We start from the raw sequence: 20,523 nt of genomic DNA, 5'->3' as shown, positions 1-20,523 counted from the left end.
GATTATTCAGGGGCTTCGACTCGTCCACCTTCTTTCAGGTGGTAGATCTTGCCGCGATAGTAGAAGTTTTCACCACCATAACTGGCAAGCCAGAGAATACTTCCCAGCAGATCGCGCAATGGATAAATCAGGGTTCCACGCAGCCACTCATCATCACCGAGCACGCGTAAGATTACGCCGGCCTGAAGCCAGCGGTTGACCACCATTACAACCAGCCAAATCAAGCCCAATAGAACATGGCCGCTCAACAGGCCCCACAACAATCCGAGCAACCCGAACGGCAGGGCAAATGTCAGTCCGCTGCCCAGATGACCCCACGGGCGCGACCGTCGAGTGCTCTGCATCCAACGCAATTGGTTGCGGAATGAGAGACCGAATGGAGTGTCCATGACCATTAGCCAGATAACGTGAGTGGCCATCTGTACGCCAACACCCTTGGCAGCGAGTCGATTCCCGAGCACGAAATCGTCGGCATAGAACTGTCCCAGCTCTCCGAAACCACCCGCCTGCTGGAACGACTGCCTTCGCACCGCCATTGACGCTCCAAGCGCAAACTTTGTGCCTTCGAGCATGTCGGCAACCAGTACGCCGGAACTCATCTCGACGCTCTTACCCACCGCGTCCAATTGCGATGAGAAGCCCGCTTCTGCTCCCCTGTTCGTCTTGCCTAGGTACATACACGAAGCCAGCCCCATTTTCGGCTCGCGTAGATTCTGCACCATGCGTCGCAGGTAGTCTTTGCGAACCCGCACGTCTGCATCACTTGTGATGAAGAGATTGTGCTTGGCCACAGAGTCCATCTTTGCCAGCGAGAAGACCTTTGCGTTGTGAAACTGAGGTGTGGGCTCTCCGCATGTAACGTACGTTGCGTCGATATGTGGATAGCGTGCACCCACCTTACGCGCCAGCTGCAAGCCCTCGTCCGTCTCGTATCGTGCGCAGAATAGCAGTTCGAACTCCGGATAATCCTGCTCAAAAAATGATTCCAGATTGCGCTCCATGCCCTCTTCAGTGCCATGAAGTGGCTTCAGCACGCTGACTGGGGGAAAGAAATCAGTCGCGGTGCGTTCCTCGCGTCGTTTGCGGAGGCCAAAGCGCACGGCTGCCACGATCACCATCAAACAGTAGATGGTTGAGGTTGCCGAACCAGTCACCGCTATCCAGAAAAGAATCTTCAGCAATACACTCATTTCACCTTTGCAAACAACGCAAAATCAAAATTGAAGCAGGAATCTTCAGTGTATCGCAGCAGCGAGGAGTGGTTTCACGCCGACACCATCAGGGCAGTGACCTACGAAACCCATGGCTAACTCGTTTACCTATTTCTTTTTGCCGCTCTTTACTGAAACCACCTTCGTCGTCTGGGGTATCACGACAGGTCTCCGGAGAGGGACCAAGCCTGCTGGAGGTTGCTGCTGCATCCTGGATAGCATCTCCGTACGGACGTAATCAACAAAACCCTGCATCTGTCGGTTCATCTCTTCCATACGCTCGCGCATCTGGAGCACGATTGCGATACCGGCAATGTTCACGCCCAGATCGCGGGCCAAGTTAAGGATGAACTCCAACCGCTCCAAGTCCTCATCGGTATAGAGTCGTGTGTTTCCCTCGCTGCGCGAAGGACGTAGCAGTCCTTCACGTTCATACAGCCTGAGCGTTTGCGGATGGATATCGTACATCTCCGCTACCGCAGAGATCATGTACGCGCCCTTGCCCTTACGCTTCGTCGCCATCCGCTTTCTCCATTCCTTTGATGCGTTTACCGAGAGTCTAGCTCTTGACGGCCCACACAAGTCAACCATCCTCAGCTATCCTTGCACAAGTATCGGAGCGGGGCACATATGAAGAAGTCCACAGTCGTCCTCGGTTCAGCTGCAGTCATTACCGGAGCCGCCGGGATTGCCGCCGTGGTCGCAGTCCGCGCATTGTTTTCACGCCGTCCTCGTCGGACACGCCTAGGCCAAATCGTCGTCATCACCGGCGGATCGCGCGGATTGGGCCTTGCGCTGGCCGAACGCTTCGGACGCGCCGGAGCCAAACTGGTGCTCGCCGCCCGCAACCACGACGAACTCGCACGCGCGCGCCAGACGCTGCTTGAGCGCAACGCCATCCAGTCCAGCGAAGACATACAGATCGTCTCCTGCGACCTCACCGACGCCGCACAGGCCACTACGCTCATCGAGCACGCCGTCGAACACTTCGGCCGCATCGACATCCTCATCAACAACGCGGGCATCATAGAAGTCGGCCCCGTCGAAGACCAGCCGCTGGCCGCTTACCGCCGCGCCATGGCAACCAACTTCTTCGCCGCGCTCTACACCACGCACGCCGCGCTGCCCCACATGCTCAATAGCAACCGTGATGAGGGCGACGCTGCCATCGTCAACATCTCCAGCATCGGCGGAAAGATTGCCGTGCCACATATGCTGCCGTACACGGCCAGCAAATTCGCGCTGACAGGATTTTCCGAGGGCCTCCACGCGGAACTGCGCCACAAAGGCATCCGCGTAACTACAGTCTGCCCCGGCTTGATGCGCACGGGAGGCGAGAGCAATGCCCACTTCATAGGCCAATCAAAAAAAGAGAAGCGCTGGTTCGTACTCGCCGCGAAAACGCCTGTTATTGCTGCCTCTGTCAACTACGCCGCCAACAGAATCTACGATGCGGTAGCCGCAGGCCGCACCGAGATCACCATCACCCCGCAGGCCTGGCTGGCGGCCCGCGCAGCAGCCATCGCACCTGGAGCCACCCAATACATCACCAGCCTCGCTAACCACTTTCTACTGCCGAACCCCTCGCCCACCGATCCGCCAGCCATTGACTTCACACTCAGGGTATCGACACCTAGCCGTGACGAAAATCTCAATCCACAGTTGAGCTAGACCCCTGCAAACAATCCCTCTCTCGGGTCCTCGGGATTCAGTTTCGCCAGCTCGCGCAAAATCTCCTTCGACCGTTCATCCTGCACCTTCGGCACGACAATCTTAACCTCGACGATCTGGTCGCCACGCTTGCCCTCGCTTGCGGCAGAAGGAACGCCCTTCTCGCGCATGCGCAGCTTCTGTCCGCTCTGCGTCCCCGGCGGAATCTTCAACTGGGTCCGCCCGCCGCCGTCATGTGTGTCGATCGTCGGCACCTCGATCTTCGCACCCAACGCGGCCTCGGTCATCGTTATCGGGACAGTCACGTAAATGTCATCGCCCGTGCGCGTGAACACCGGATTCGTCCCAACCTTGATGATGAGATACAAGTCTCCCGCAGGGCCACCACCGGTTCCAGCATTGCCCTTCCCTGCCAGCCTGATTCTCTGCCCATCACGCGTGCCCGGCTTGATACGGAACTCCAGCGGATCGCGCTTCGTCACCACGCCCGCACCGTCACACGTCGGACACGTATGCTGCACCTTGCCCGAACCACCGCAGCGCGGGCACTGGATGTTGAACTTCATCCGCCCGCCCATCTGCGTCACTTGTCCCGAGCCATGACACTCAGGACACTCCACGCTCCCGCCGGTTGTCGTCTTTCCTTTGCAGGTCGGGCATACTTCCTGCCGTTGAATCTCCAGCCGAGTCACACCTCCGTGTATCGCAGTCCAGAAGTCAATACTTACTTGATACTCAACATCAGACCCCGGCTGAGGCCCGCGCGCAGCCGAAGCCCCACCACGGTTGAACATTCCGCTGAAGATATCGCGGAAGCTGCCGCCGAACCCACCGCCGGCCTGCTGCTCTTGTCCACCCTGGTAGTCGGAAAAATCAAAGCCACCAAAGTCGAACGGAACCTCCTGCGTGTGTCCTCCGCCATGCGTGCGCCCGCCGTGCGCACCGGGACCATACCCGCCGCGCGCAGCAGCCTCGGCAGCCGCAGGATCGATGTTGTCTGAGTAGAAGCCGAACTGGTCATAGATCTTCCGCTTCTTCTCGTCGCTCAAAACATCGTTGGCTTCCGATATCTCCTTGAATTTCTCCTCGGCCTTTTTGTCGCCGGGATTCACATCGGGATGATACTTACGCGCGAGTTTGCGGAACGCCTTGCGTATCTCCTCCGTCGACGCCGTCTTCTTCACGCCAAGTACGCCGTAGTAGTCCTTTGTCTGTGTCGCCATCTTCTTCTCTTCACTCCGCAACTAGTGCGAATCCGCACCTCTAACCTAATCCATACTCAAACTTTTTTCCGCAGTCCGCACCTATGCCTGGCACCCCGGGCACCAGAACAGGTTCCGGCCCGCCATCTCCTGCCTCCGGACCTCCGTTCCGCAGACAAAACAAGGCAGCCCCTTGCGCCGATACACATAGTGCGCCTCTTCCTTCAACACCTTGCCCTTGCGGTGCGGCCTATCGGTTGGCTTGGTTGAGACAATCCTTCGGTCTACCATCCCGGCCTTCAACAAAGCAGCCGCATCCTTCCATATCGACCGCAGCGTCTTCTCCTCAACCTCTGTCCCAGCCGTGAAGGGACTCAGTCGCGCGCGAAACAGAAGTTCCGCACGAATGATGTTCCCCACGCCCGCCACGACCGACTGATCCATCAGCATCTCTGCAATTGCCTTTTTGCTCTTCCTCACCTTCTCAATCATCCGCTCCGGCCTATCGCCATTCAGCGGATCAGGCCCGAGCCGCTTCAAAAGCTTTTCCCACTGAGCCTGAGTGTAGACCGTGCAATCCATCGGCCCACGAAGCTCGACCCACGCAATCTTCTCCGGCGCAATATGCCCAGCGCCATCGTCGCTTGAATACCATCCGTGCCGTTTGCTCACGCCCGGCTCAGCAGGCCGCTTGATAGCTGCCGCATTCCACATACGCAGCCTCACCGCTCCGCGCACGTCGGGCAGCGGGCCAGAACCTTCCGTAAAGTCCCCCTGCAATCCCAGATGAACATGTAGAATCCGGTCTTTGCCGAAGTCATAGCCAAGATGCTTGCCCACGGCCATCACCCGCGCGAGCTTCCGCCCATTCAGCACATCCGAGTCCCTGAATCGCCCCTGCGGCCCATCCACCCGTACAGCCTTTCCGGCAAACGCCACCGCATGACGCTCCGCCCAGCGGTGAATCTCATTCCCTTCCGGCATCCTCAGCTCACCTCACGCAAACCATACAACAATGGCGACGGCACTGGTTCACACCCAGAACTACCGTCGCCATTCAGAAACCGAATTCTACTTCCAGTAGTCTAGTTCCAGACCTGCCGAGCCTCTACCGGTTCAATCGAAAACATCTGGTCCGGCTCAATCTGTTGCATTCGTTGGACAAACTGTTCTGCTTCGGCCTTCGTGTCGAACATCATGCGGTTATAAAGTTGTCCCGCACGGACCTGATCGCATCTCCACATCGTGTCAGCCATGACCTTTCCTCCATTCATCATCTGATTGAGTTCCAGGTTTTCGAGCCAAATCACATCTGCGTACCGATCGTCATTGCTAAAGTTGTTCTTCACTGCCAACACCTTTCCTGGTGTTTCCTACCCGGCAAGCCTTGCCCACCGCACCATCCGGCCCTTGAGTCAGCAAGAGGGGCGCACCTCTAAAAGAACGCCCCTCCTGTTGATACGTCCATACCACTTCAGTGGATTTCGTTACTTCTTCTCATCCACATCCACATATTCAGCGTCGATGACGCCCTCGTCCTTCTTCTCTTCCGCCTGTCCGTCCGCCGTTCCAGCCGCAGCACTTGCGCCATCAGTTGGTGTCGCAGACGCCTTGTACATGGCCTCGGCCAGCTTGTGGCTTACCGTAGTAAGACGCTCTTTTGCCGAGTTCAGTTCCGTCGCACTCGGAGTTCCGCCCAAGGTCTTTTTCGCATCCTCCAACGCAGACTCGACCTCGCTCTTGTCGCCGGAGGCAACCTTATCGCCGGCATCCTTCAACATCTTCTCGACGTTATAGACCATCGAGTCGAGCCCGTTGCGCGCCTCCACCTCCTCGCGCTTCTCCTTGTCCTCAGCGGCGTGAGATTCGGCCTCCTTCGCCATCCTCTCAACCTCTTCCTTGCTTAGACCCGAAGAGCTTGTAATAGTTATCTTCTGGTCCTTGCCGGTCGCATTGTCCTTCGCCGTCACATTCAGAATGCCATTCGCGTCGATGTCGAACGTCACTTCAATCTGCGGCACGCCACGCGGTGCAGGCGGAATCCCCGCGAGCTTGAACTTGCCCAGTGTCCGGTTCTGCGCCGCCATCGGACGTTCTCCCTGTAGCACGTGCACCTCAACCTCAGTCTGCGAGTCCGCCGCCGTCGAAAACGTCTCCGTCTTTTTCGTCGGAATTGTCGTGTTGCGCTGAATCATCGGTGTCGCCACGCCGCCCATCGTCTCAATGGCCAGCGTCAGTGGAGTCACATCGAGCAGCAGCAGGTCCTTCACATCGCCGGCAAGAACACCAGCCTGGACCGCAGCGCCAATCGCCACGACCTCATCCGGGTTCACACCCTTGTGCGGCTCCTTGCCGAAGAGGTCCTTCACCAGTTGCTGAATCTTCGGCATACGGGTCTGGCCGCCAACGAGCACGACCTCGTCGATCTTGCTCGCATCTACGCCTGCATCCTTCATCGCCTGCTTGCAGGGCCCAATCGACTTCTGCAGCAGATCGTCCACCAGGCTCTCCAGCTTAGCGCGCGTCAGCTTGCGGACCAAGTGCTTCGGCCCGCTCGCGTCGGCAGTGATAAACGGCAGATTGATCTCCGTCTCCTGCGCCGTCGAGAGCTCGATCTTGGCGCGCTCTGCAGCATCCTTCAGGCGCTGCAACGCCATCTCGTTGCCCTTCGAGTGCAGGTCAAGTCCGCTTTCAGCCTTGAACTCGCCGATCAGCCAGTCCACGATGCGCTGGTCAAGATTGTCGCCACCCAGGTGCGTGTCGCCATTGGTGGACTTCACCTCAATGACGCCTTCGCCAACCTCTAAGATCGAAATATCAAACGTACCGCCGCCGAAGTCATACACGGCAATCGTCTCGTCTTTCTTCTTGTCCAATCCGTAAGCCAAAGCAGCCGCCGTCGGCTCATTTACGATGCGCTTCACGTCGAGACCAGCAATCTTGCCCGCATCCTTCGTCGCCTGGCGCTGCGCGTCATTGAAGTACGCCGGGACCGTAATGACGGCCTCCGTCACCGACGTGCCCAGATAGTCCTCGGCCGCCTTCTTCAGCTTCTGCAGGATCATCGCCGAGATCTCGGGCGGCGTGTACTCCTTACCCTGCGCCAGCACGGCAATATGGTCGCCCTGCTGGACCACCTTGTAGGGCACCATCTTCATCTCGTCCGACACTTCGTTGTAGCGGCGCCCCATGAACCGCTTGATCGAGTAGATCGTGTTCTCCGGGTTCGTAATCGCCTGCCGCTTGGCCACCTGACCAACCAATCGCTCACCGCTCTTGGTGAACGCGACGATAGAAGGCGTCGTACGCCCTCCCTCTTCATTCGGGATCACCTTCGGCTCGCCGCCTTCCATCACGGCCACGCACGAGTTGGTGGTTCCCAGGTCAATTCCGATAATCTTCGCCATCTGTATCCTCACTTCGGGGCACAGAGTCCCCCTGTCAAAGTCGCTTGACTCTAAAAGAATCTCATCTTGAGTCACTTATTGTCAAATATTGTGATGCACATCGCTGCCATTAGGTTTCATCATACACAAACATAAGGTATTGCCAAAGTATGCAGCAGGCCAAGCCAAGCAAAATGAATGCCTTCCGGTCTCCAGCGCATTCCACGAACGGGTCATTGTCTCTCTAGATACCCCGCGCTACCTTCAAACCGGGTTGCAAGCAGTACCTGGAGTTCCTCCCCATGTCGTCCAAATACACATCCCGAACAGCTCGAAGGCTCATCAAACTGGCCTCCCTCGGACTTGCCGGTCTTCTCGCCGGCCTGCTCGCCGGATGCTCAGAAACCCCACCTCACACTATCGTCAACACCTCCTACGCGAACGCAGACACCGCCCTCAACTTCGACGGCAGTCAGCTTCCGCCCAACCTCGACTCGGTCAGAATCCCACCACTCAAAAACGCACCCTCAGCCCGGCGGTTGGAAGAAGACAATTTGCAACCCACTCAACCGGCGTCGACTCCGCACCTTTATGGCTCCTGAGCAGCACAGAACTCTCCCTCCTTGTAGGTAGCAAGAACGCGGCACGCTCGAACACAGAGCGTGCCGCGTTCTTGTGTGCCTCGTCCAAGGCGAGAGAAAAGCATCCATTCCCACCCAGATACGCTCTATTGTTATGAAAAGGAATTCCATACAAAGGAACGCGTCAAAAACCACATGGCGACCGCCTCAGCCGTGCTCGACCCATCCGCCGAAGTTCGCCAGGGAGTTAATCCCTGGCTGATTGCGGCGTCGGTCATGCTGGCCACGTTCATGGAGGTGCTCGACACCGCCATCGCCTCGGTGGCGCTGCCTTACATCGCCGGGTCGCTCTCGGCCACGACCGACGAAGCTACCTGGGTCCTCACCAGCTACCTGGTAGCCAACGCCATCGTCCTGCCCGCCAGCAACTGGTGCTCGCTTAAATTCGGGCGCAAGCGTTTCCTGATGTCCTGCGTGGTCATCTTCACTGCCGCCAGCTTCGCCTGCGGAGCCGCCCCATCGCTTGCCTTCATTCTCATCGCACGCATCATTCAGGGAGCAGGCGGAGGCGCGCTCCAGCCGCTCTCCCAGGCCATCCTGCTTGAATCCTTCCCTCCAGCTAAACGCGGAGCCGCCATGGCCGTCTTCGCCTTCGGAGTAGTGGTCGCTCCTGTGCTTGGTCCCACGCTGGGCGGCTGGCTCACCGACACCTACTCCTGGCGCTACGCCTTCTATATCAACATTCCGGTCGGCATCCTGGCGCTCTACATGATCGGCCGCTTCATCCACGATCCGCCTTATATCAGCAAGGCCAAGGCTCCGAAATTCGACCGCTATGGCCTCGCGGCACTCGTCATCTGGACTGGCTGCCTACAGGTCGTACTCGACAAGGGACAGGAAGTTGACTGGTTCGCAGCGACGTGGGTCCGCTGGGCCGTTCTCGCCATCGTCGTCTCCTTCGTCTACTTTGCCTGGCATTCCTGGGCGCATAAGAACACGCTGGTCGATCTCAAGGTCCTCAAGGACCGCAACTTCGCCATCGGGGCATCGCTCATCTTTCTGTTCGGCATCGCCATTTATTCGACTGTCGTCGTACTTCCGCTTTTCTATCAGGAGTTGCTCGGATACACCGCCTTTACCGCGGGCCTTGTCGTTGCTCCTCGTGGCATCGGAGCAATCTGCGGGATGCCAATTATCGGCTATCTCTCCAATAAGTCCGACCCGCGCTACCTGTTGACGTTCGGGTTCTTCACTTTCGGTCTGACCACGCTTTACTTCGGCGGACTGACGCTCGACATCTCCCCCACGACGCTGCTGTTGCCGATCCTGATCACCGGCTTCGGGTTGAGTTTCGTCTTCGTGCCCATCAACACAGCCGCTTACGGCACGCTGCGCAACGAGCAGATCGGCAATGCTAGCGGCTTGTTCAACCTGATGCGCAACGTCGGCGGCTCCATCGGCATCTCGCTTGCTTCGACCCTGCTGGTTCGCCGCGCCGATGTTCACCAGACACTGATCGCCGGCTCGGTTCCCCGCACAGGCCAGAACTTCCAGAACTCGCTTACCGGGGCGACCCATGCGCTTAGCAGCTACTTTGGCAAAGCCAATGACGGTCATCCCGCCGCAGCACTGCTCTACGAGCAGCTTCAGCGCCAGGCCCTAAGCTGGGCCTTCGTGGACGTCTTCCGCTGGCTCTCTCTGCTCAGCTTCGGGTGCATCATCATCGTCTGGCTCTTCAAGAAGGTAAAGCCAGGCAGAGGTCCGGCAGGAGCACACTAGTTATGAGGATGCAGGAAAGAGCATCGTTCTGGTGCAAAATGATATGCGAGAGAGGAGATTGAGTTATGGGGGAAGAGATTCAGGATACGTTGAAGGAGAAGGCCAGGATTGGAATGGAGGGGAAGTATTGGTCTACGTCCGGTGGGTGTGGGCCGGCGCTGGACGCAGCGGAGGCTTGGACGCGGATGGGTGATACATGCTGCGGGAATGAGACGAACGATCTCGACTCCCATTAAGCCGGACTCGGAGTAAGCCGCTATCGGAATCTGGCGGACCTGAGCATTATCTGGCGACTTTATCTTGCCGCATAAATCTGCCAAACTAGAGGTATGAGCGCAACGGCAGTAGCAACCAAAGTATTCGCGGACCGTATCGGCCGCATCGAAGTCTCGGCAACCATGGCCATCACGGCTGCGGCCCTGAAGCTGAAGTCCGAGGGCGTTGACCTCGCCGACTTCGGCGCGGGCGAGCCGCACTTCGCCACGCCGCGCCACATCAAGGACGCCGCGATCGAGGCCATCGAGAAGAACTTCACCCGCTACACCAACGTCGCCGGCATCCCTGAGGTGCGCAAAGCCATCGTTGACCGCCACGCCTGCGACTTCGGCTCCAACTATGCACCCGACGAGTGCGTCTTCACCACTGGCGGTAAGCTCGCGTTGTTCAACGTCATCCAGGTGCTCGTCGACCACGGCGATGAGGTCATCCTCCCCGTCCCCTACTGGGTCAGCTTCAAGGACATCATCCAGTACGCGGGCGGTAAGGTAGTCTACGTCGAAAGTGACGAGCGCGAAAATTTCCGCGTCACCGCCAAGATGATCGAGGCAGCAATCACCCCGCGCACCAAGGCCATCGTCCTGAACTCACCTTCGAACCCCTCCGGCGCAGTCGTCTCGCCCGAGGACCTCGAAGCCATCGTCCGCCTCGCGCACAAAAACAACATCTTCGTGTTGCTCGACGAGTGCTACGTCTACCTGAACTTCACCGGCAACATCGTCAGCGGCGGCTCGTTCACCGACTGCAAGGAGCATGTCGTCGTGCTCGGTTCGCTCTCGAAGACCTACGCCATGACCGGCTGGCGCGCAGGTTACGCGCTCGGGCCAAAGCCCATCATCGCCGCGATGAGCAAGCTCCAGTCGCAGAGCACCTCTAACACCGCCAGCATGGTGCAGCGGGCTTCAATTGCAGCGGTGAGCGGTTCGCAGGAGTGCGTCGCCGAGTTCCGTGCCGACTACATCAAGCTGCGCGATCAAATTCTCGCCGGATTTCAGACGATTCCCGGACTCACCTGCACAGTTCCGCAGGGCGCGTTCTATGTCTACCCAAACGTGAAGAACTTCATCGGCAAGGGCGGCATCAAGTCCGCATCCGATCTCGCGGCAAAGCTGCTGGACGAAGCCCACGTCGTCGTCGTGCCGGGTGAAGCCTTCGGCACCACCGAGCACATCCGCCTCTCCTACGCAGTATCGGGCGACGTCGTCGACGAAGGCGTCAGGCGGATGCGGGAGTACTTTGCCAAACTTGGCTAAACGTTGAATTCGAGGCAGAGGCCGCAGACCGGAAAAGACCGGCGCGGTCTTTTCCTTTGGATGGAGTCGTATGGCGATTGAAGGCGGTAAGCCGGAGCCGCAGTTTGCTCCAGTGATTCTTGCAGGCGGCAGTGGTACGCGGTTCTGGCCCAGAAGCCGCAAGGCGCGCGCAAAACAGGTGCTCGCGCTCGACGGCAGCCGCACCATGATTCAGCAGACGCTCGACCGCCTGCTCCCGCTCAGCAGGGCCGAAAGCGTCTGGGTCATCACCAACGACCTGCTCGACGACCTCATCGCTGAGCAACTCCCACAAGTCCCCCGCAGCCGCATCCTCAGCGAGCCCACCGCGCGCAACACCGCCCCAGCCTGCGCTCTCGCAGCTTTCCTGATGGAGAAGACTGCACCTGATACCGTCATCGGCATCTTCCCCTCAGATCACGTCGTAAAAGACACAGCGCGCTTCACCGAAGTAGTCCGCACAGGAATCAAGCTCGCAGCCAGCGGCGACAAAGTAGTCGTGCTCGGTGTTCCGCCAACCCGCCCAGAGACCGGCTATGGCTACATCGAACTCGACGGCGAAGCCACAACCTCCGGCAGCATCACCCCGCGCAGAGTGAAGCGCTTCACCGAAAAGCCCGACCGCAGGCGCGCCGAAGAGTTCGTCGCCTCCGGCAACTATGCCTGGAACGGCGGAATCTTCCTGTGGAGCGCGCGCACACTCGCCGGAGCCATCCGCGAGTACTGCCCCGCGATGGTCCCTCATCTGGAGAAGACCGCAGCCGCCTACGGCACGCCAGCGTTCACGCAAGTCTTCGCAGAAGAGTATCCGAAGTGCGCGTCTATCAGCATCGACTACGCAGTCCTGGAGCCGCGCTCCGCCAAGGGCGAACTCGCCGCCGAGATCTACTGCCTGCCCGGCGACTTCGGCTGGAACGACCTCGGCTGCTGGGACGCGCTGCACGAGTACGAAGCCGATTGCGGCTGCGAAGACCCCTCCGTAGCCAACATCTTCGACGGCGTAGACTCAGCTCGCGTCGTCATCGACTCCTGCGGAAACTACGTCTACGCACCTGGCCAGTCAGTCGCGCTGGTCGGCGTCAACAATCTCGTAGTCGTGCAGACAAAAGACGCGCTGCTGATAACCACACGCGAGCGGTCGCAAGACGTCGGCAAGGTGGTCGCCGAACTAAAGGCCGCCGGACGGGAAGACCTGATTTAAAAAACTGAAGCCGAAATGGTTGAGATAAAAGACGCTGATATGGCAGAGACAAAAACTGTCGTTAAGTTCGGGACCGACGGCTGGCGCGGCATCATCGCCGACGACTTCACCTACGCCAACGTTCGCGTAGCCGCCGCCGCAATCGCAAACTACGTCCTGCACCACGAAGACCCCACCCGCGGCGTCTGCATCGCGTACGACACCCGCTTCGGCTCACGCTCCTTCGCACACGTCGTCGCTGAGGTCCTCGCCAGCGCCGGAATCCCCGTCGCCTTCGCATGCGAAATCACGCCCACCCCGGCGCTCTCCTACGCAGTCCGCGAGCGCAAGGCCGCGGGCGGCGTCATGATTACCTCCAGCCACAACCCAGCCGAATGGAACGGAGTGAAGTACAAAGCCAGCTACGGAGGCTCCGGCAAGCCTTCCATCATGACGGCAATCGAGAGCTACCTCGAAAAGCCCCTCGCCAAAAGCGCGAAGCCAGCCGCGATTGAAGAGGTTGACTTCACGACGGACTACATCGCCGCCATCGAACGCTTCGTCGATCTCAAAGCCATCCGCGCCTCCGGCTACAAATTCCTGATCGACGACATGTACGGCGCCGGACGCGGCGTCATCGCGGGCATCTTCACCCGCGCTGGCATTCCATTCGTCGAAATCCGCAGCGAGCTCAACCCCGCGTTTCCAGGCATCAATCCCGAACCAATCCTGCCGCACATCAAAGCCACACAAGCCGCAGTCGTTGCCGAAAAATGCGATGCCGGTCTCATCACCGACGGCGACGCCGACCGCATCGGCGCAGTCGACGAGCACGGCAACGTCGTCGACGCACACAAGATCCTCGCCATCCTCAGCAAGTGGCTGCTCGAGCGCAAGCAGTGGTCGGGCGACCTGACGCGCGCCTTCAACACCACCAAGATGATCGACCGCATCGCGTCCAAGTACGGGCGCAAGCTGCACGAGCACGGCATCGGCTTCAAATACGTCGTCGAGCTGATGCTGGATGGCGATATCCTCATCGGCGGCGAAGAGTCCGGCGGCGTCGGCATCAGTCGCCACCTGCCCGAGCGCGACGGCATGTTGAACGCGCTGCTCCTTGCCAACGTCATGGCCGACGAAAAGAAAACACTCGGCCAACTCGTCGCCGCCCTGCAGCAGGAGTTCGGCGAGCACCAGTACGGCCGCATCGACATGCACATCAACGACGACCTCAAGCACGCCGCCATCGCGCGCGCCAAAGCCGGCCCAAAGGAGATCGCCGGCATGAAGGTGCTCCGCATGGAGACGCTCGACGGCATCAAGTTCTTCCTCGAAAACCCCGCCTGCGCAGGCAAACCAAACGCTGCCGAAACCTGGCTGCTGCTGCGCGCATCAGGAACGGAGCCACTGCTCCGCGTCTACTCGGAGAGTTGCTCAACCGAGTCCGTCGCGCGCGTGCTCGAAGCCGCCAGAGAATTTGTACTGCAAGGAGCCACAGTTTGAAGGAACAAGTTTGTGTAGACGCAAAGGGTGTCCTCTTCGATATGGACGGCGTGCTGATCAGCTCGATTGGCTCCGTTCAGCGTTGCTGGAAGGTATGGGCGAAGATGTACGGCGTTCCCGACGCCGAAAACTTTGAGGTGAAGCACGGCGTCCGTGCCATCGAAACGGTCAAAATGCTACGCCCGGACATCGATCCCGACGAGGGCGTGCGCGTCATCGAAAAACTGGAGCTCGAAGACACCGCTGACCTAAAGGTGCTCCCCGGAGTCCGCAAGCTGCTCGCCAGCATCCCCCATGATCGCTGGCTCATCGTGACCTCGGCCACCCGAAACCTACTCGTGGGGCGCCTGAAGGCCGCAGGGCTCCCGCTCCCTGACCGCCTGATTAGCGGCGACGACGTAATCAACGGCAAGCCCGACCCCGAACCCTACCGTCGTGGCGCCGAAATCCTCGGTCTGAAACCAGAAGAGTGCGTCGTTGTGGAAGACGCCCCCTCAGGCGTAGGCGCAGGTCTCGCCGCAGGTTGCCGCGTCCTCGGCGTGCTCGGAACCCACACTGCAGACGAGCTACACGAAGCAAGCTGGATCGTACCCTCGCTCGAAAACCTCGCTGTCACGACCAGCAATGGCGGCTTGGAGCTTTGCTTCACACCCGCGCAATAGTCACGAGGCGGCTTGCCTCCTCCGCGTAAGAAACCAGCTCAACAGAATCACCGCGCCCACTGTGCCCACAATGGCCTCGGTGAGCGGCAGTCCGCGCGTTCCCCATCGTCCATAGCCTTTTCCATCCAGAAAGATCATATAGACCACCGGCACATTCCCAAGCGCATTGATGATTGAGTAGCGCCCGCTACCGCTCTTCCCCGACGCCCCCAGAAACTCCAGCACCACTGCTGTGAACAGCGCATAACACGCTCCAATCGTGAACAGATAAAGCGTGACCCCTGCAAAATACGTGGCCGGATGCATCGGACCGAGCCCAAGAATCAGCAGTGTAGCCGCATTGATGACGGCTGAAGTCAGATAAGCCACAGGAGCGCTCACACGCGCAGGCACCAGCGTGGCAGCCATCGCCCCGGCAGCCGTCAAAACAGCCCCGCCAAGACCATTCATCCACGCAACCTGCTGACCACTGAGACCATAATCCACCGCAAGCCCCGGAAGCAACCCAATCGCCGCTCCGCTCGCCATGGGAAAGAGCATACAAAGGGTGTAAGGAATCGCCTGCCAGCGCACGAACGTGACCTTGAACTCACTCCACAGCCGCGCCATCGCATCACTCAATCCACTCGTCTGAATAAAGTCCTGCCGCGGCGCAGCAAACGCGAGCAACGCGGGAAGGCAGATAAGCCCAGCAGTAATCCAGCCAAGCGTGCCAAGCGAATACTTACCCGCCAGCGAAGCCAGCACAAAAATCCCCAACGCTCCGAAAGCCAGCGACCCCGCCTGATAAAAGCTGCTCGCACTCCGCCGCGTAACCTCCGCGTGGAGCGTACCCATCATGCCTCCACAACTTGCCACAACAAGCTGGCAAAGACATGCGCTGATAAACAGGAGCGTCACAGCAGTCGAAGTAGCGAGATTCTTCTGGTGGAACGCAACAATCAGCAGCGCTGAACTTGTCACTGACCCCAGAATCAGCCAGTTCCGTCGCAGCATCCAAAAATCCGTAATCGGACTCCACAAAAAATAGGTAGTCTGCGGGAGATTCAGCAGCGAAATAATCGCCGCCCCACGCGCCGATCCCACCCCTTGTTGCCGAAGCAAATACGAAAGCACGCCAGAGATGACGCCGTTCGAAAGCACTGCAACAGGAGCAATCAGCAGCGCAAAGGTCCACGGGCGTTCAGAAGACCGGCCCGGAACGGATTCACTCAAATCAGATTCGGCAGCGCTCGCCCCAGCATCAGCTTTTTGCATGGCCTAGAAAGTATCACGACATGAAGTGCTCCTGACAAGTTCCGCGCCTCACGGAAGCTTCTTCACGGCCGCAATCGCGTTGTACCTATCCTGCACCCACTTATCGATCTGCGGCTTCGCATCCGGAGGATCAGGCATCCCACGCTCAATCGCCCAGTGGTCAATAGAAGTCAGCCCCACGTCCGAGACATAGCTGTCCGGCGAAGCATATGCCTGGTCCTCCAGAGCCTGATCGAGCGACACAAACTGATATCCACGCTTCCGCAACAACGCAGCCAGATCAGAAAAGTGCTCCGCCTCCAGCCACGTATCATGCGCCAGCAATACCTCAGCCGGCTCATGCCCAAATAGCGTGTGCGCCTTCTTCTCGTAGTAGTCGAACATCGCCGCGCTATGCGCCAGCCAGCTCTGAACAACTCGCTGCTCCTCCGCAGTGTCCTTGCGACTGCGCGCATCGGCATAGACCTGCGCGAAGTACCAGTCCCACGCATCCAGCGTCACCGGAGCAATGCGATACCCATGCTCTGCCAAAAACGTCTCCGCCTTCCTGCGCGTCGCTAAATCCTCACCCATATCGAGATACGGGTAGCGAAAGTACATCAGTTTCCTATGGTGCTGCTCCACAAGCATCCGGGTCACGGTCTCTCCGCGCAGCACATTTATCTCCCAGTCTTCCAGCGACACATGATTCAGCGAGACATGGCTATAGGTATGGTTGCCAAGATCAAACCCCGCCTCAGACCACAGATCCAGCGCGTGAATCCTCTCATCCACTTGCCCTGGGAAGTAAAGCTGAACCTCATTCACGAAGCCGATAATAGGAATGTTCTCGGCCTTCAGCGTCGAGACCAATTTAGTGTTCAGAGCAAGCACCTCATCTGCGTTCATGGTCGCAGCATTGGTGCCAGGAAGATCATCAAACGTAACCGCAACCCTGCGTTGCTGAGCTGTGCACGTCAAAGACATTACTATCGCAAACAAGCCCAGAACATACAGAACTCTTGCAAAGCGCATCCACTCTCCTCGCCAGAAAAACCGCAATCAAACTCTACTCGGCACCTTGGCTTTCAGGCGCTCCATCACCAATGGAGGCACCAGAGCCGCCACATCGCCGCCCAATTCAAAGACGCCCTTAATCAAACGCGAGCTGACATAGGTGTACTTCTCCGCCGGCATCATGAACAGCGTCTCTAGCTCCGGGTCGAGCTTGCGGTTCATCATCGCCATCTGGAACTCGTACTCATAATCAGAGATAGCGCGGATGCCTCTCAGCACAGCCTTTGCCCCTTGCGCTCGCGCAAAGTCCACCAGCAGGCCGTCGAAGGTTGCCACCGACACATTGCCAAATCCCCGTGTTGCCTCGGTAATCATCTCCACCCGCTCCGGGACGGTAAACAACGGCGTGCCTTTCTCCGAGTTGCGCAAAATACCCACCACCAGGTGGTCCACAATCTTCGAACCGCGCGCAATCAAATCCAAGTGCCCGTTGGTCAACGGGTCAAAGGTTCCGGGGTAAATGGCCCTTACAGTGTGCATACTTTCACGAGAATACCGCCCTTTTGCGACCCCCGAGAAAAAATCCCTGCTAGAAACCCCATCTTTTCTGTAGTCTTCCAGATGCTCCCATCCGTCTGTCCTCTATAGAAACGTCGGACAATATCAGTGGTCGACCAATCCATGTCTTCGCCCGCCATCACCTCCGAAAGCCTGCACGCCGCCATACCGCATGCCGCGACACAGCTCGACGACATGGATTCGCTGGTTGCTACCTATGAGCAACGCATCTTCCGCTTCCACCTCATGTCGATTCGCGACCGGGATCTTGCGCTGACACTAACGCAAGACACATTTACCCGAGCATGGGCCGCGCGAACCAGCTTCCGCGGTGACTGCGCCATCTCCACCTGGCTGATGCGCATCGCACTAAATCTGATACGTGATCATACCCGCACTGACCGCTTCCGCTTCTGGAAGCGCGTCTCCGAGACCGCCGTCGATGTATCGGACGTGTCCGAGCATATTCCTCTACGCGAAAGTTCGCCCGAGGCCGCGTTGATTGCCCGTGAGCAGCTGGCACTTGTATGGAACTCGGTCGGGCGTCTCTCCGACAGGCAGCGCAATATCTTTATGCTTCGCTTCGTCGAGGAGCTTGAGCTTTCCGAAATTGCTGAAATCACCGCGATGCCGGTGAGCACAGTCAAGACCCACCTCTACCGTGCGCTCACCGCGCTTCGCGCACGGCACAATTGCGAGCAAAAGTCCACGGGCAAACTTCCAAGCAAGGAGTCCCTATGAACACCCCAATCAACCGCCACCTTAGCCACGAGCAGCTCTGCGATGTCCTTCTCGCACCTTCTACAGGAGATGTATCTCCCACACTGATGGCCGTGGAGGATCACCTGCGTAACTGCCTTATATGCTCGTCTGAACTGGAAGGCCTGCGGCGCTCTCTCATATTATTCCGCCAAGCCTCGAGATCTTATGCAGAGTATGCCTACGCGCGCCCCATCATACAGAGGGCATCGATCGCTCCTTCGCCGCGCTTCCGCTCACATGTTCTCTATTGGGCAACTGCAGCCGCCCTTGCAATCGCGGTAGCACTGCCATTTGGCCTGCATCATCGGAACACATCCATGCCACATGCAGCGACTGTCATTACTCCGGCAGTCACGCACAGTACGCAGTCTGACGAGGCACTGCTGGACGGTATTGATCAAGACCTCTCGGCCGACGTGCCGACTGCTATGCAACCTCTAGCTGATCCCACCGACGGAACAGCCTTATCCCCATCAGCTCAAAGGAAGAACTGAAATGCGTCTGCGACCCGCGCTATCAATTGCCATGGCTTTGATTCTCTCGGCACCCCTTGCGTTCTCACAGCAAATGGAGGGCAATCGCCCTCCTGAACTACCCCGGCGGCACATGGACGATGCCCGCCCAGGATTTTTTTTCGCTATGCACGGCATGTGGTGGAAAAATCCCGACCTAGTCAAATCGCTCAATATTACCCCGGATCAGCAGAAGCGAATGGACGATATCTTCCAGAGGAGCCGATTAGAGCTGATCGATCTTAAGGCGGCCCTCGAAAAGCAGGAAATCATTCTGCACCCTATGCTCGACGAGAATCCCCCTGATACCAATAAAGTATTGGCACAGATTGACCGCGTGGCCCAAGCCCGTGCCGACCTCGAAAAAGGCAATGCTCGCATGTTGCTCGGCATTCGCGCAGTTCTTACTCCAGACCAATGGACCAAGCTGCACGACCTAGGCCGCGACGGACATCATCGCATGATGGGGCCGCGGAACAGGCATGACCCGGATGATAACGGGGGGCAGGAATCAGCACCTGCGCCTCCTCCACCGCCTGCACTTTAGTACGAGGCACTCCTGGGCGCCTTCGGCCGAGTTGGCGCCTTTTTTTTTACCTGGGATCAGATTCTTTTCTACTTCCGTCCGCGAACCGCTTCCTTCGCCTGCGCGGGTCCGTCTGTGGGAACTTCAGGCACAGGAACATTGCTCATGCCTGTAATTCCGAGCTTCTTGCGCAGCTCAGTATCGATCTTGCCGAACACATCCGGATTGTCCTTGAGGAATCCGCGGACATTCTCCCTACCCTGCCCGATGCGCTCACCCGCATAGCTGTACCACGCGCCGCTTTTATCAACGATGTTGTGCAGCACCGCCAGGTCCAACACATCACCCTCTCGCGAGATGCCCTCGCCATAAAGAATATCGAACTCGGCATCGCGAAACGGCGCGGCCACTTTGTTCTTCACCAACTTCACCTTGGTGCGTGAGCCAACCACTGTGTCGCCATCCTTCACTGCGCCAATCCTGCGGATGTCTATGCGAACGGAGGAGTAGAACTTGAGTGCTTTGCCGCCGGTCGTCGTCTCTGGGTTACCGAACATAACGCCGATCTTCTCGCGGATCTGGTTAATAAAGATCAGACAAGTACGTGACTTTGCCACCGTTCCTGTAAGCTTCCTTAGCGCCTGGCTCATCAAGCGGGCCTGCAGACCCACATGTGAATCGCCCATCTCGCCGTCCAGTTCCGCCTTCGGCACGAGCGCAGCCACCGAATCCACCACCAGCACGTCGATGGCGTTCGAACGCACCAGGGCCTCAACAATCTCCAATGCCTGTTCGCCGTAGTCCGGCTGGCTGACAAGCAGGTTGTCGATATCCACGCCGAGCTTCGCCGCGTAAGCCGGGTCGAGCGCATGTTCGGCGTCTACAAACGCCGCCAACCCACCTGTCTTTTGGGCCTCGGCAATGATCTGCAGGGTAATCGTCGTTTTGCCTGAAGACTCCGGTCCGAAGATCTCAATCACGCGACCACGCGGAACCCCACCCACGCCCAGTGCGGCGTCGAACGAGATTGATCCGGTCGAGATGACCGAAATCGGCACCACATCCCTTGACCCCAGCCGCATGATGGAACCCTTGCCAAACTGCTTCTCCAGCCCGGAAAGGGCCAACTCAATTGCCTTGCTGCGGTCATCTGCCACGTTGAAATACTCCTCTGCTGGGTAAAAGGTGTG

Annotated in this window: 20 protein-coding genes; 10 read left to right on the top strand and 10 right to left on the bottom strand. The window is 58.5% G+C overall.

Going from position 1 to position 20,523, the window contains the following annotated elements; translation table 11 throughout:
- Nucleotides 1-2 precede the first annotated feature (2 nt).
- Both IEX36_RS13745 and IEX36_RS13740 read right to left on the bottom strand, forming a co-directional pair.
- A complete protein-coding gene (locus IEX36_RS13745) occupies nt 3-1,190 on the bottom strand; it encodes a glycosyltransferase (RefSeq protein WP_188760133.1) in 1,188 nt (395 codons plus the stop codon).
- A gap of 129 nt (nt 1,191-1,319) precedes the next feature.
- Complete coding sequence (locus IEX36_RS13740) at nt 1,320-1,733, bottom strand: MerR family transcriptional regulator (protein ID WP_188760132.1); 414 nt, start codon at nt 1,731-1,733, stop codon at nt 1,320-1,322.
- A gap of 108 nt (nt 1,734-1,841) precedes the next feature.
- On the opposite strand from IEX36_RS13740, the gene IEX36_RS13735 reads away from it, so the two are divergent.
- Nucleotides 1,842-2,882: an SDR family NAD(P)-dependent oxidoreductase gene (locus tag IEX36_RS13735; RefSeq protein ID WP_188760131.1), complete on the top strand. Its 1,041-nt coding sequence runs from the start codon at nt 1,842-1,844 to the stop codon at nt 2,880-2,882.
- Here the strand turns inward: IEX36_RS13735 and IEX36_RS13730 are convergent.
- The 4 genes from IEX36_RS13730 to dnaK all read right to left on the bottom strand — a co-directional run bounded on the left by IEX36_RS13730 (nt 2,879) and on the right by dnaK (nt 7,491).
- Entirely contained in the window at nt 2,879-4,105 is a 1,227-nt protein-coding gene (locus IEX36_RS13730) for a DnaJ C-terminal domain-containing protein (RefSeq protein WP_188760130.1), read from the bottom strand. The genes IEX36_RS13735 and IEX36_RS13730 overlap by 4 nt on opposite strands.
- An 81-nt stretch (nt 4,106-4,186) precedes the next feature.
- Nucleotides 4,187-5,068 carry an Fpg/Nei family DNA glycosylase gene (locus IEX36_RS13725; RefSeq protein WP_188760129.1) on the bottom strand — a complete coding sequence of 294 codons (882 nt, stop codon included), beginning with the start codon at nt 5,066-5,068 and terminating at the stop codon, nt 4,187-4,189.
- A gap of 101 nt (nt 5,069-5,169) precedes the next feature.
- The gene (locus tag IEX36_RS13720; protein ID WP_188760362.1) at nt 5,170-5,433 is read right to left on the bottom strand and encodes a hypothetical protein; all 264 of its coding nucleotides are present in this window, start codon (nt 5,431-5,433) and stop codon (nt 5,170-5,172) included.
- A 138-nt stretch (nt 5,434-5,571) separates the two neighbouring features.
- A complete protein-coding gene (gene dnaK, locus IEX36_RS13715) occupies nt 5,572-7,491 on the bottom strand; it encodes a molecular chaperone DnaK (protein WP_188760128.1) in 1,920 nt (639 codons plus the stop codon).
- Nucleotides 7,492-7,772: 281 nt separating this feature from the next.
- Here dnaK and IEX36_RS13710 point away from each other — a divergent pair, with 281 nt between their 5' ends.
- From IEX36_RS13710 to IEX36_RS13680, 7 genes are all read left to right on the top strand, one after another.
- A complete protein-coding gene (locus IEX36_RS13710; protein WP_188760127.1) occupies nt 7,773-8,072 on the top strand; it encodes a hypothetical protein in 300 nt (99 codons plus the stop codon).
- Between the two features lie 174 nt (nt 8,073-8,246).
- Nucleotides 8,247-9,830, top strand: a complete 1,584-nt coding sequence (locus tag IEX36_RS13705; protein WP_188760126.1) for a DHA2 family efflux MFS transporter permease subunit — start codon at nt 8,247-8,249, stop codon at nt 9,828-9,830.
- A 65-nt stretch (nt 9,831-9,895) separates the two neighbouring features.
- The gene (locus IEX36_RS13700; protein WP_188760125.1) at nt 9,896-10,066 is read left to right on the top strand and encodes a hypothetical protein; all 171 of its coding nucleotides are present in this window, start codon (nt 9,896-9,898) and stop codon (nt 10,064-10,066) included.
- A gap of 93 nt (nt 10,067-10,159) precedes the next feature.
- On the top strand, nt 10,160-11,359 hold the full coding sequence (locus IEX36_RS13695) for a pyridoxal phosphate-dependent aminotransferase (protein WP_188760124.1): 1,200 nt from the start codon (nt 10,160-10,162) through the stop codon (nt 11,357-11,359).
- A 70-nt stretch (nt 11,360-11,429) separates the two neighbouring features.
- Nucleotides 11,430-12,578 (top strand): mannose-1-phosphate guanylyltransferase, encoded by a 1,149-nt coding sequence (locus IEX36_RS13690; protein ID WP_188760123.1) that lies wholly within the window; start codon nt 11,430-11,432, stop codon nt 12,576-12,578.
- A gap of 39 nt (nt 12,579-12,617) precedes the next feature.
- Nucleotides 12,618-14,060, top strand: a complete 1,443-nt coding sequence (locus IEX36_RS13685; protein ID WP_188760122.1) for a phosphoglucomutase/phosphomannomutase family protein — start codon at nt 12,618-12,620, stop codon at nt 14,058-14,060.
- Complete coding sequence (locus IEX36_RS13680) at nt 14,057-14,722, top strand: HAD family hydrolase (RefSeq protein WP_188760121.1); 666 nt, start codon at nt 14,057-14,059, stop codon at nt 14,720-14,722. The genes IEX36_RS13685 and IEX36_RS13680 overlap by 4 nt, the downstream gene beginning before the upstream one ends.
- Here IEX36_RS13680 and IEX36_RS13675 read toward each other — a convergent pair whose 3' ends face one another.
- The 3 genes from IEX36_RS13675 to coaD form a co-directional block, all read right to left on the bottom strand.
- Nucleotides 14,723-15,979: an MFS transporter gene (locus tag IEX36_RS13675; RefSeq protein WP_188760120.1), complete on the bottom strand. Its 1,257-nt coding sequence runs from the start codon at nt 15,977-15,979 to the stop codon at nt 14,723-14,725. It abuts the gene before it with no gap.
- Nucleotides 15,980-16,027: 48 nt separating this feature from the next.
- A complete protein-coding gene (locus IEX36_RS13670) occupies nt 16,028-16,945 on the bottom strand; it encodes a polysaccharide deacetylase family protein (protein ID WP_229669012.1) in 918 nt (305 codons plus the stop codon).
- Nucleotides 16,946-17,020: 75 nt separating this feature from the next.
- Nucleotides 17,021-17,515, bottom strand: coding sequence for a pantetheine-phosphate adenylyltransferase (gene coaD, locus IEX36_RS13665; protein ID WP_188760118.1), 495 nt, complete (start codon nt 17,513-17,515; stop codon nt 17,021-17,023).
- Nucleotides 17,516-17,656: 141 nt separating this feature from the next.
- Between coaD and IEX36_RS13660 the strand changes: the two genes are divergently transcribed.
- Together IEX36_RS13660 and IEX36_RS13655 are read left to right on the top strand one after the other, a co-directional pair.
- Complete coding sequence (locus IEX36_RS13660; RefSeq protein ID WP_188760117.1) at nt 17,657-18,274, top strand: RNA polymerase sigma factor; 618 nt, start codon at nt 17,657-17,659, stop codon at nt 18,272-18,274.
- Between the two features lie 516 nt (nt 18,275-18,790).
- Complete coding sequence (locus tag IEX36_RS13655) at nt 18,791-19,354, top strand: Spy/CpxP family protein refolding chaperone (RefSeq protein ID WP_188760116.1); 564 nt, start codon at nt 18,791-18,793, stop codon at nt 19,352-19,354.
- Nucleotides 19,355-19,422: 68 nt separating this feature from the next.
- Here IEX36_RS13655 and recA read toward each other — a convergent pair whose 3' ends face one another.
- The gene (recA, locus tag IEX36_RS13650; protein ID WP_188760115.1) at nt 19,423-20,490 is read right to left on the bottom strand and encodes a recombinase RecA; all 1,068 of its coding nucleotides are present in this window, start codon (nt 20,488-20,490) and stop codon (nt 19,423-19,425) included.
- Nucleotides 20,491-20,523 lie beyond the last annotated feature (33 nt).

The organism is Edaphobacter acidisoli (assembly GCF_014642855.1).
Taxonomy (GTDB): Bacteria; Acidobacteriota; Terriglobia; order Terriglobales; family Acidobacteriaceae; genus Edaphobacter; species Edaphobacter acidisoli.
This window is presented reverse-complemented; position numbering and strand designations above follow the sequence as displayed.

What these genes read in the sequence shown, in the direction of transcription:
- IEX36_RS13745 (WP_188760133.1), bottom strand. Translation starts at nt 1,190, where the DNA reads ATGAGTGTATTGCTGAAGATTCTTTTCTGGATAGCGGTGACTGGTTCG.
- IEX36_RS13740 (WP_188760132.1), bottom strand. Translation starts at nt 1,733, where the DNA reads ATGGCGACGAAGCGTAAGGGCAAGGGCGCGTACATGATCTCTGCGGTA.
- IEX36_RS13735 (WP_188760131.1), top strand. Translation starts at nt 1,842, where the DNA reads ATGAAGAAGTCCACAGTCGTCCTCGGTTCAGCTGCAGTCATTACCGGA.
- IEX36_RS13730 (WP_188760130.1), bottom strand. Translation starts at nt 4,105, where the DNA reads ATGGCGACACAGACAAAGGACTACTACGGCGTACTTGGCGTGAAGAAG.
- IEX36_RS13725 (WP_188760129.1), bottom strand. Translation starts at nt 5,068, where the DNA reads ATGCCGGAAGGGAATGAGATTCACCGCTGGGCGGAGCGTCATGCGGTG.
- dnaK (WP_188760128.1), bottom strand. Translation starts at nt 7,491, where the DNA reads ATGGCGAAGATTATCGGAATTGACCTGGGAACCACCAACTCGTGCGTG.
- IEX36_RS13710 (WP_188760127.1), top strand. Translation starts at nt 7,773, where the DNA reads ATGTCGTCCAAATACACATCCCGAACAGCTCGAAGGCTCATCAAACTG.
- IEX36_RS13705 (WP_188760126.1), top strand. Translation starts at nt 8,247, where the DNA reads ATGGCGACCGCCTCAGCCGTGCTCGACCCATCCGCCGAAGTTCGCCAG.
- IEX36_RS13700 (WP_188760125.1), top strand. Translation starts at nt 9,896, where the DNA reads ATGGGGGAAGAGATTCAGGATACGTTGAAGGAGAAGGCCAGGATTGGA.
- IEX36_RS13695 (WP_188760124.1), top strand. Translation starts at nt 10,160, where the DNA reads ATGAGCGCAACGGCAGTAGCAACCAAAGTATTCGCGGACCGTATCGGC.
- IEX36_RS13690 (WP_188760123.1), top strand. Translation starts at nt 11,430, where the DNA reads ATGGCGATTGAAGGCGGTAAGCCGGAGCCGCAGTTTGCTCCAGTGATT.
- IEX36_RS13685 (WP_188760122.1), top strand. Translation starts at nt 12,618, where the DNA reads ATGGCAGAGACAAAAACTGTCGTTAAGTTCGGGACCGACGGCTGGCGC.
- IEX36_RS13675 (WP_188760120.1), bottom strand. Translation starts at nt 15,979, where the DNA reads ATGCAAAAAGCTGATGCTGGGGCGAGCGCTGCCGAATCTGATTTGAGT.
- IEX36_RS13670 (WP_229669012.1), bottom strand. Translation starts at nt 16,945, where the DNA reads ATGTCTTTGACGTGCACAGCTCAGCAACGCAGGGTTGCGGTTACGTTT.
- coaD (WP_188760118.1), bottom strand. Translation starts at nt 17,515, where the DNA reads ATGCACACTGTAAGGGCCATTTACCCCGGAACCTTTGACCCGTTGACC.
- IEX36_RS13660 (WP_188760117.1), top strand. Translation starts at nt 17,657, where the DNA reads ATGTCTTCGCCCGCCATCACCTCCGAAAGCCTGCACGCCGCCATACCG.
- IEX36_RS13655 (WP_188760116.1), top strand. Translation starts at nt 18,791, where the DNA reads ATGCGTCTGCGACCCGCGCTATCAATTGCCATGGCTTTGATTCTCTCG.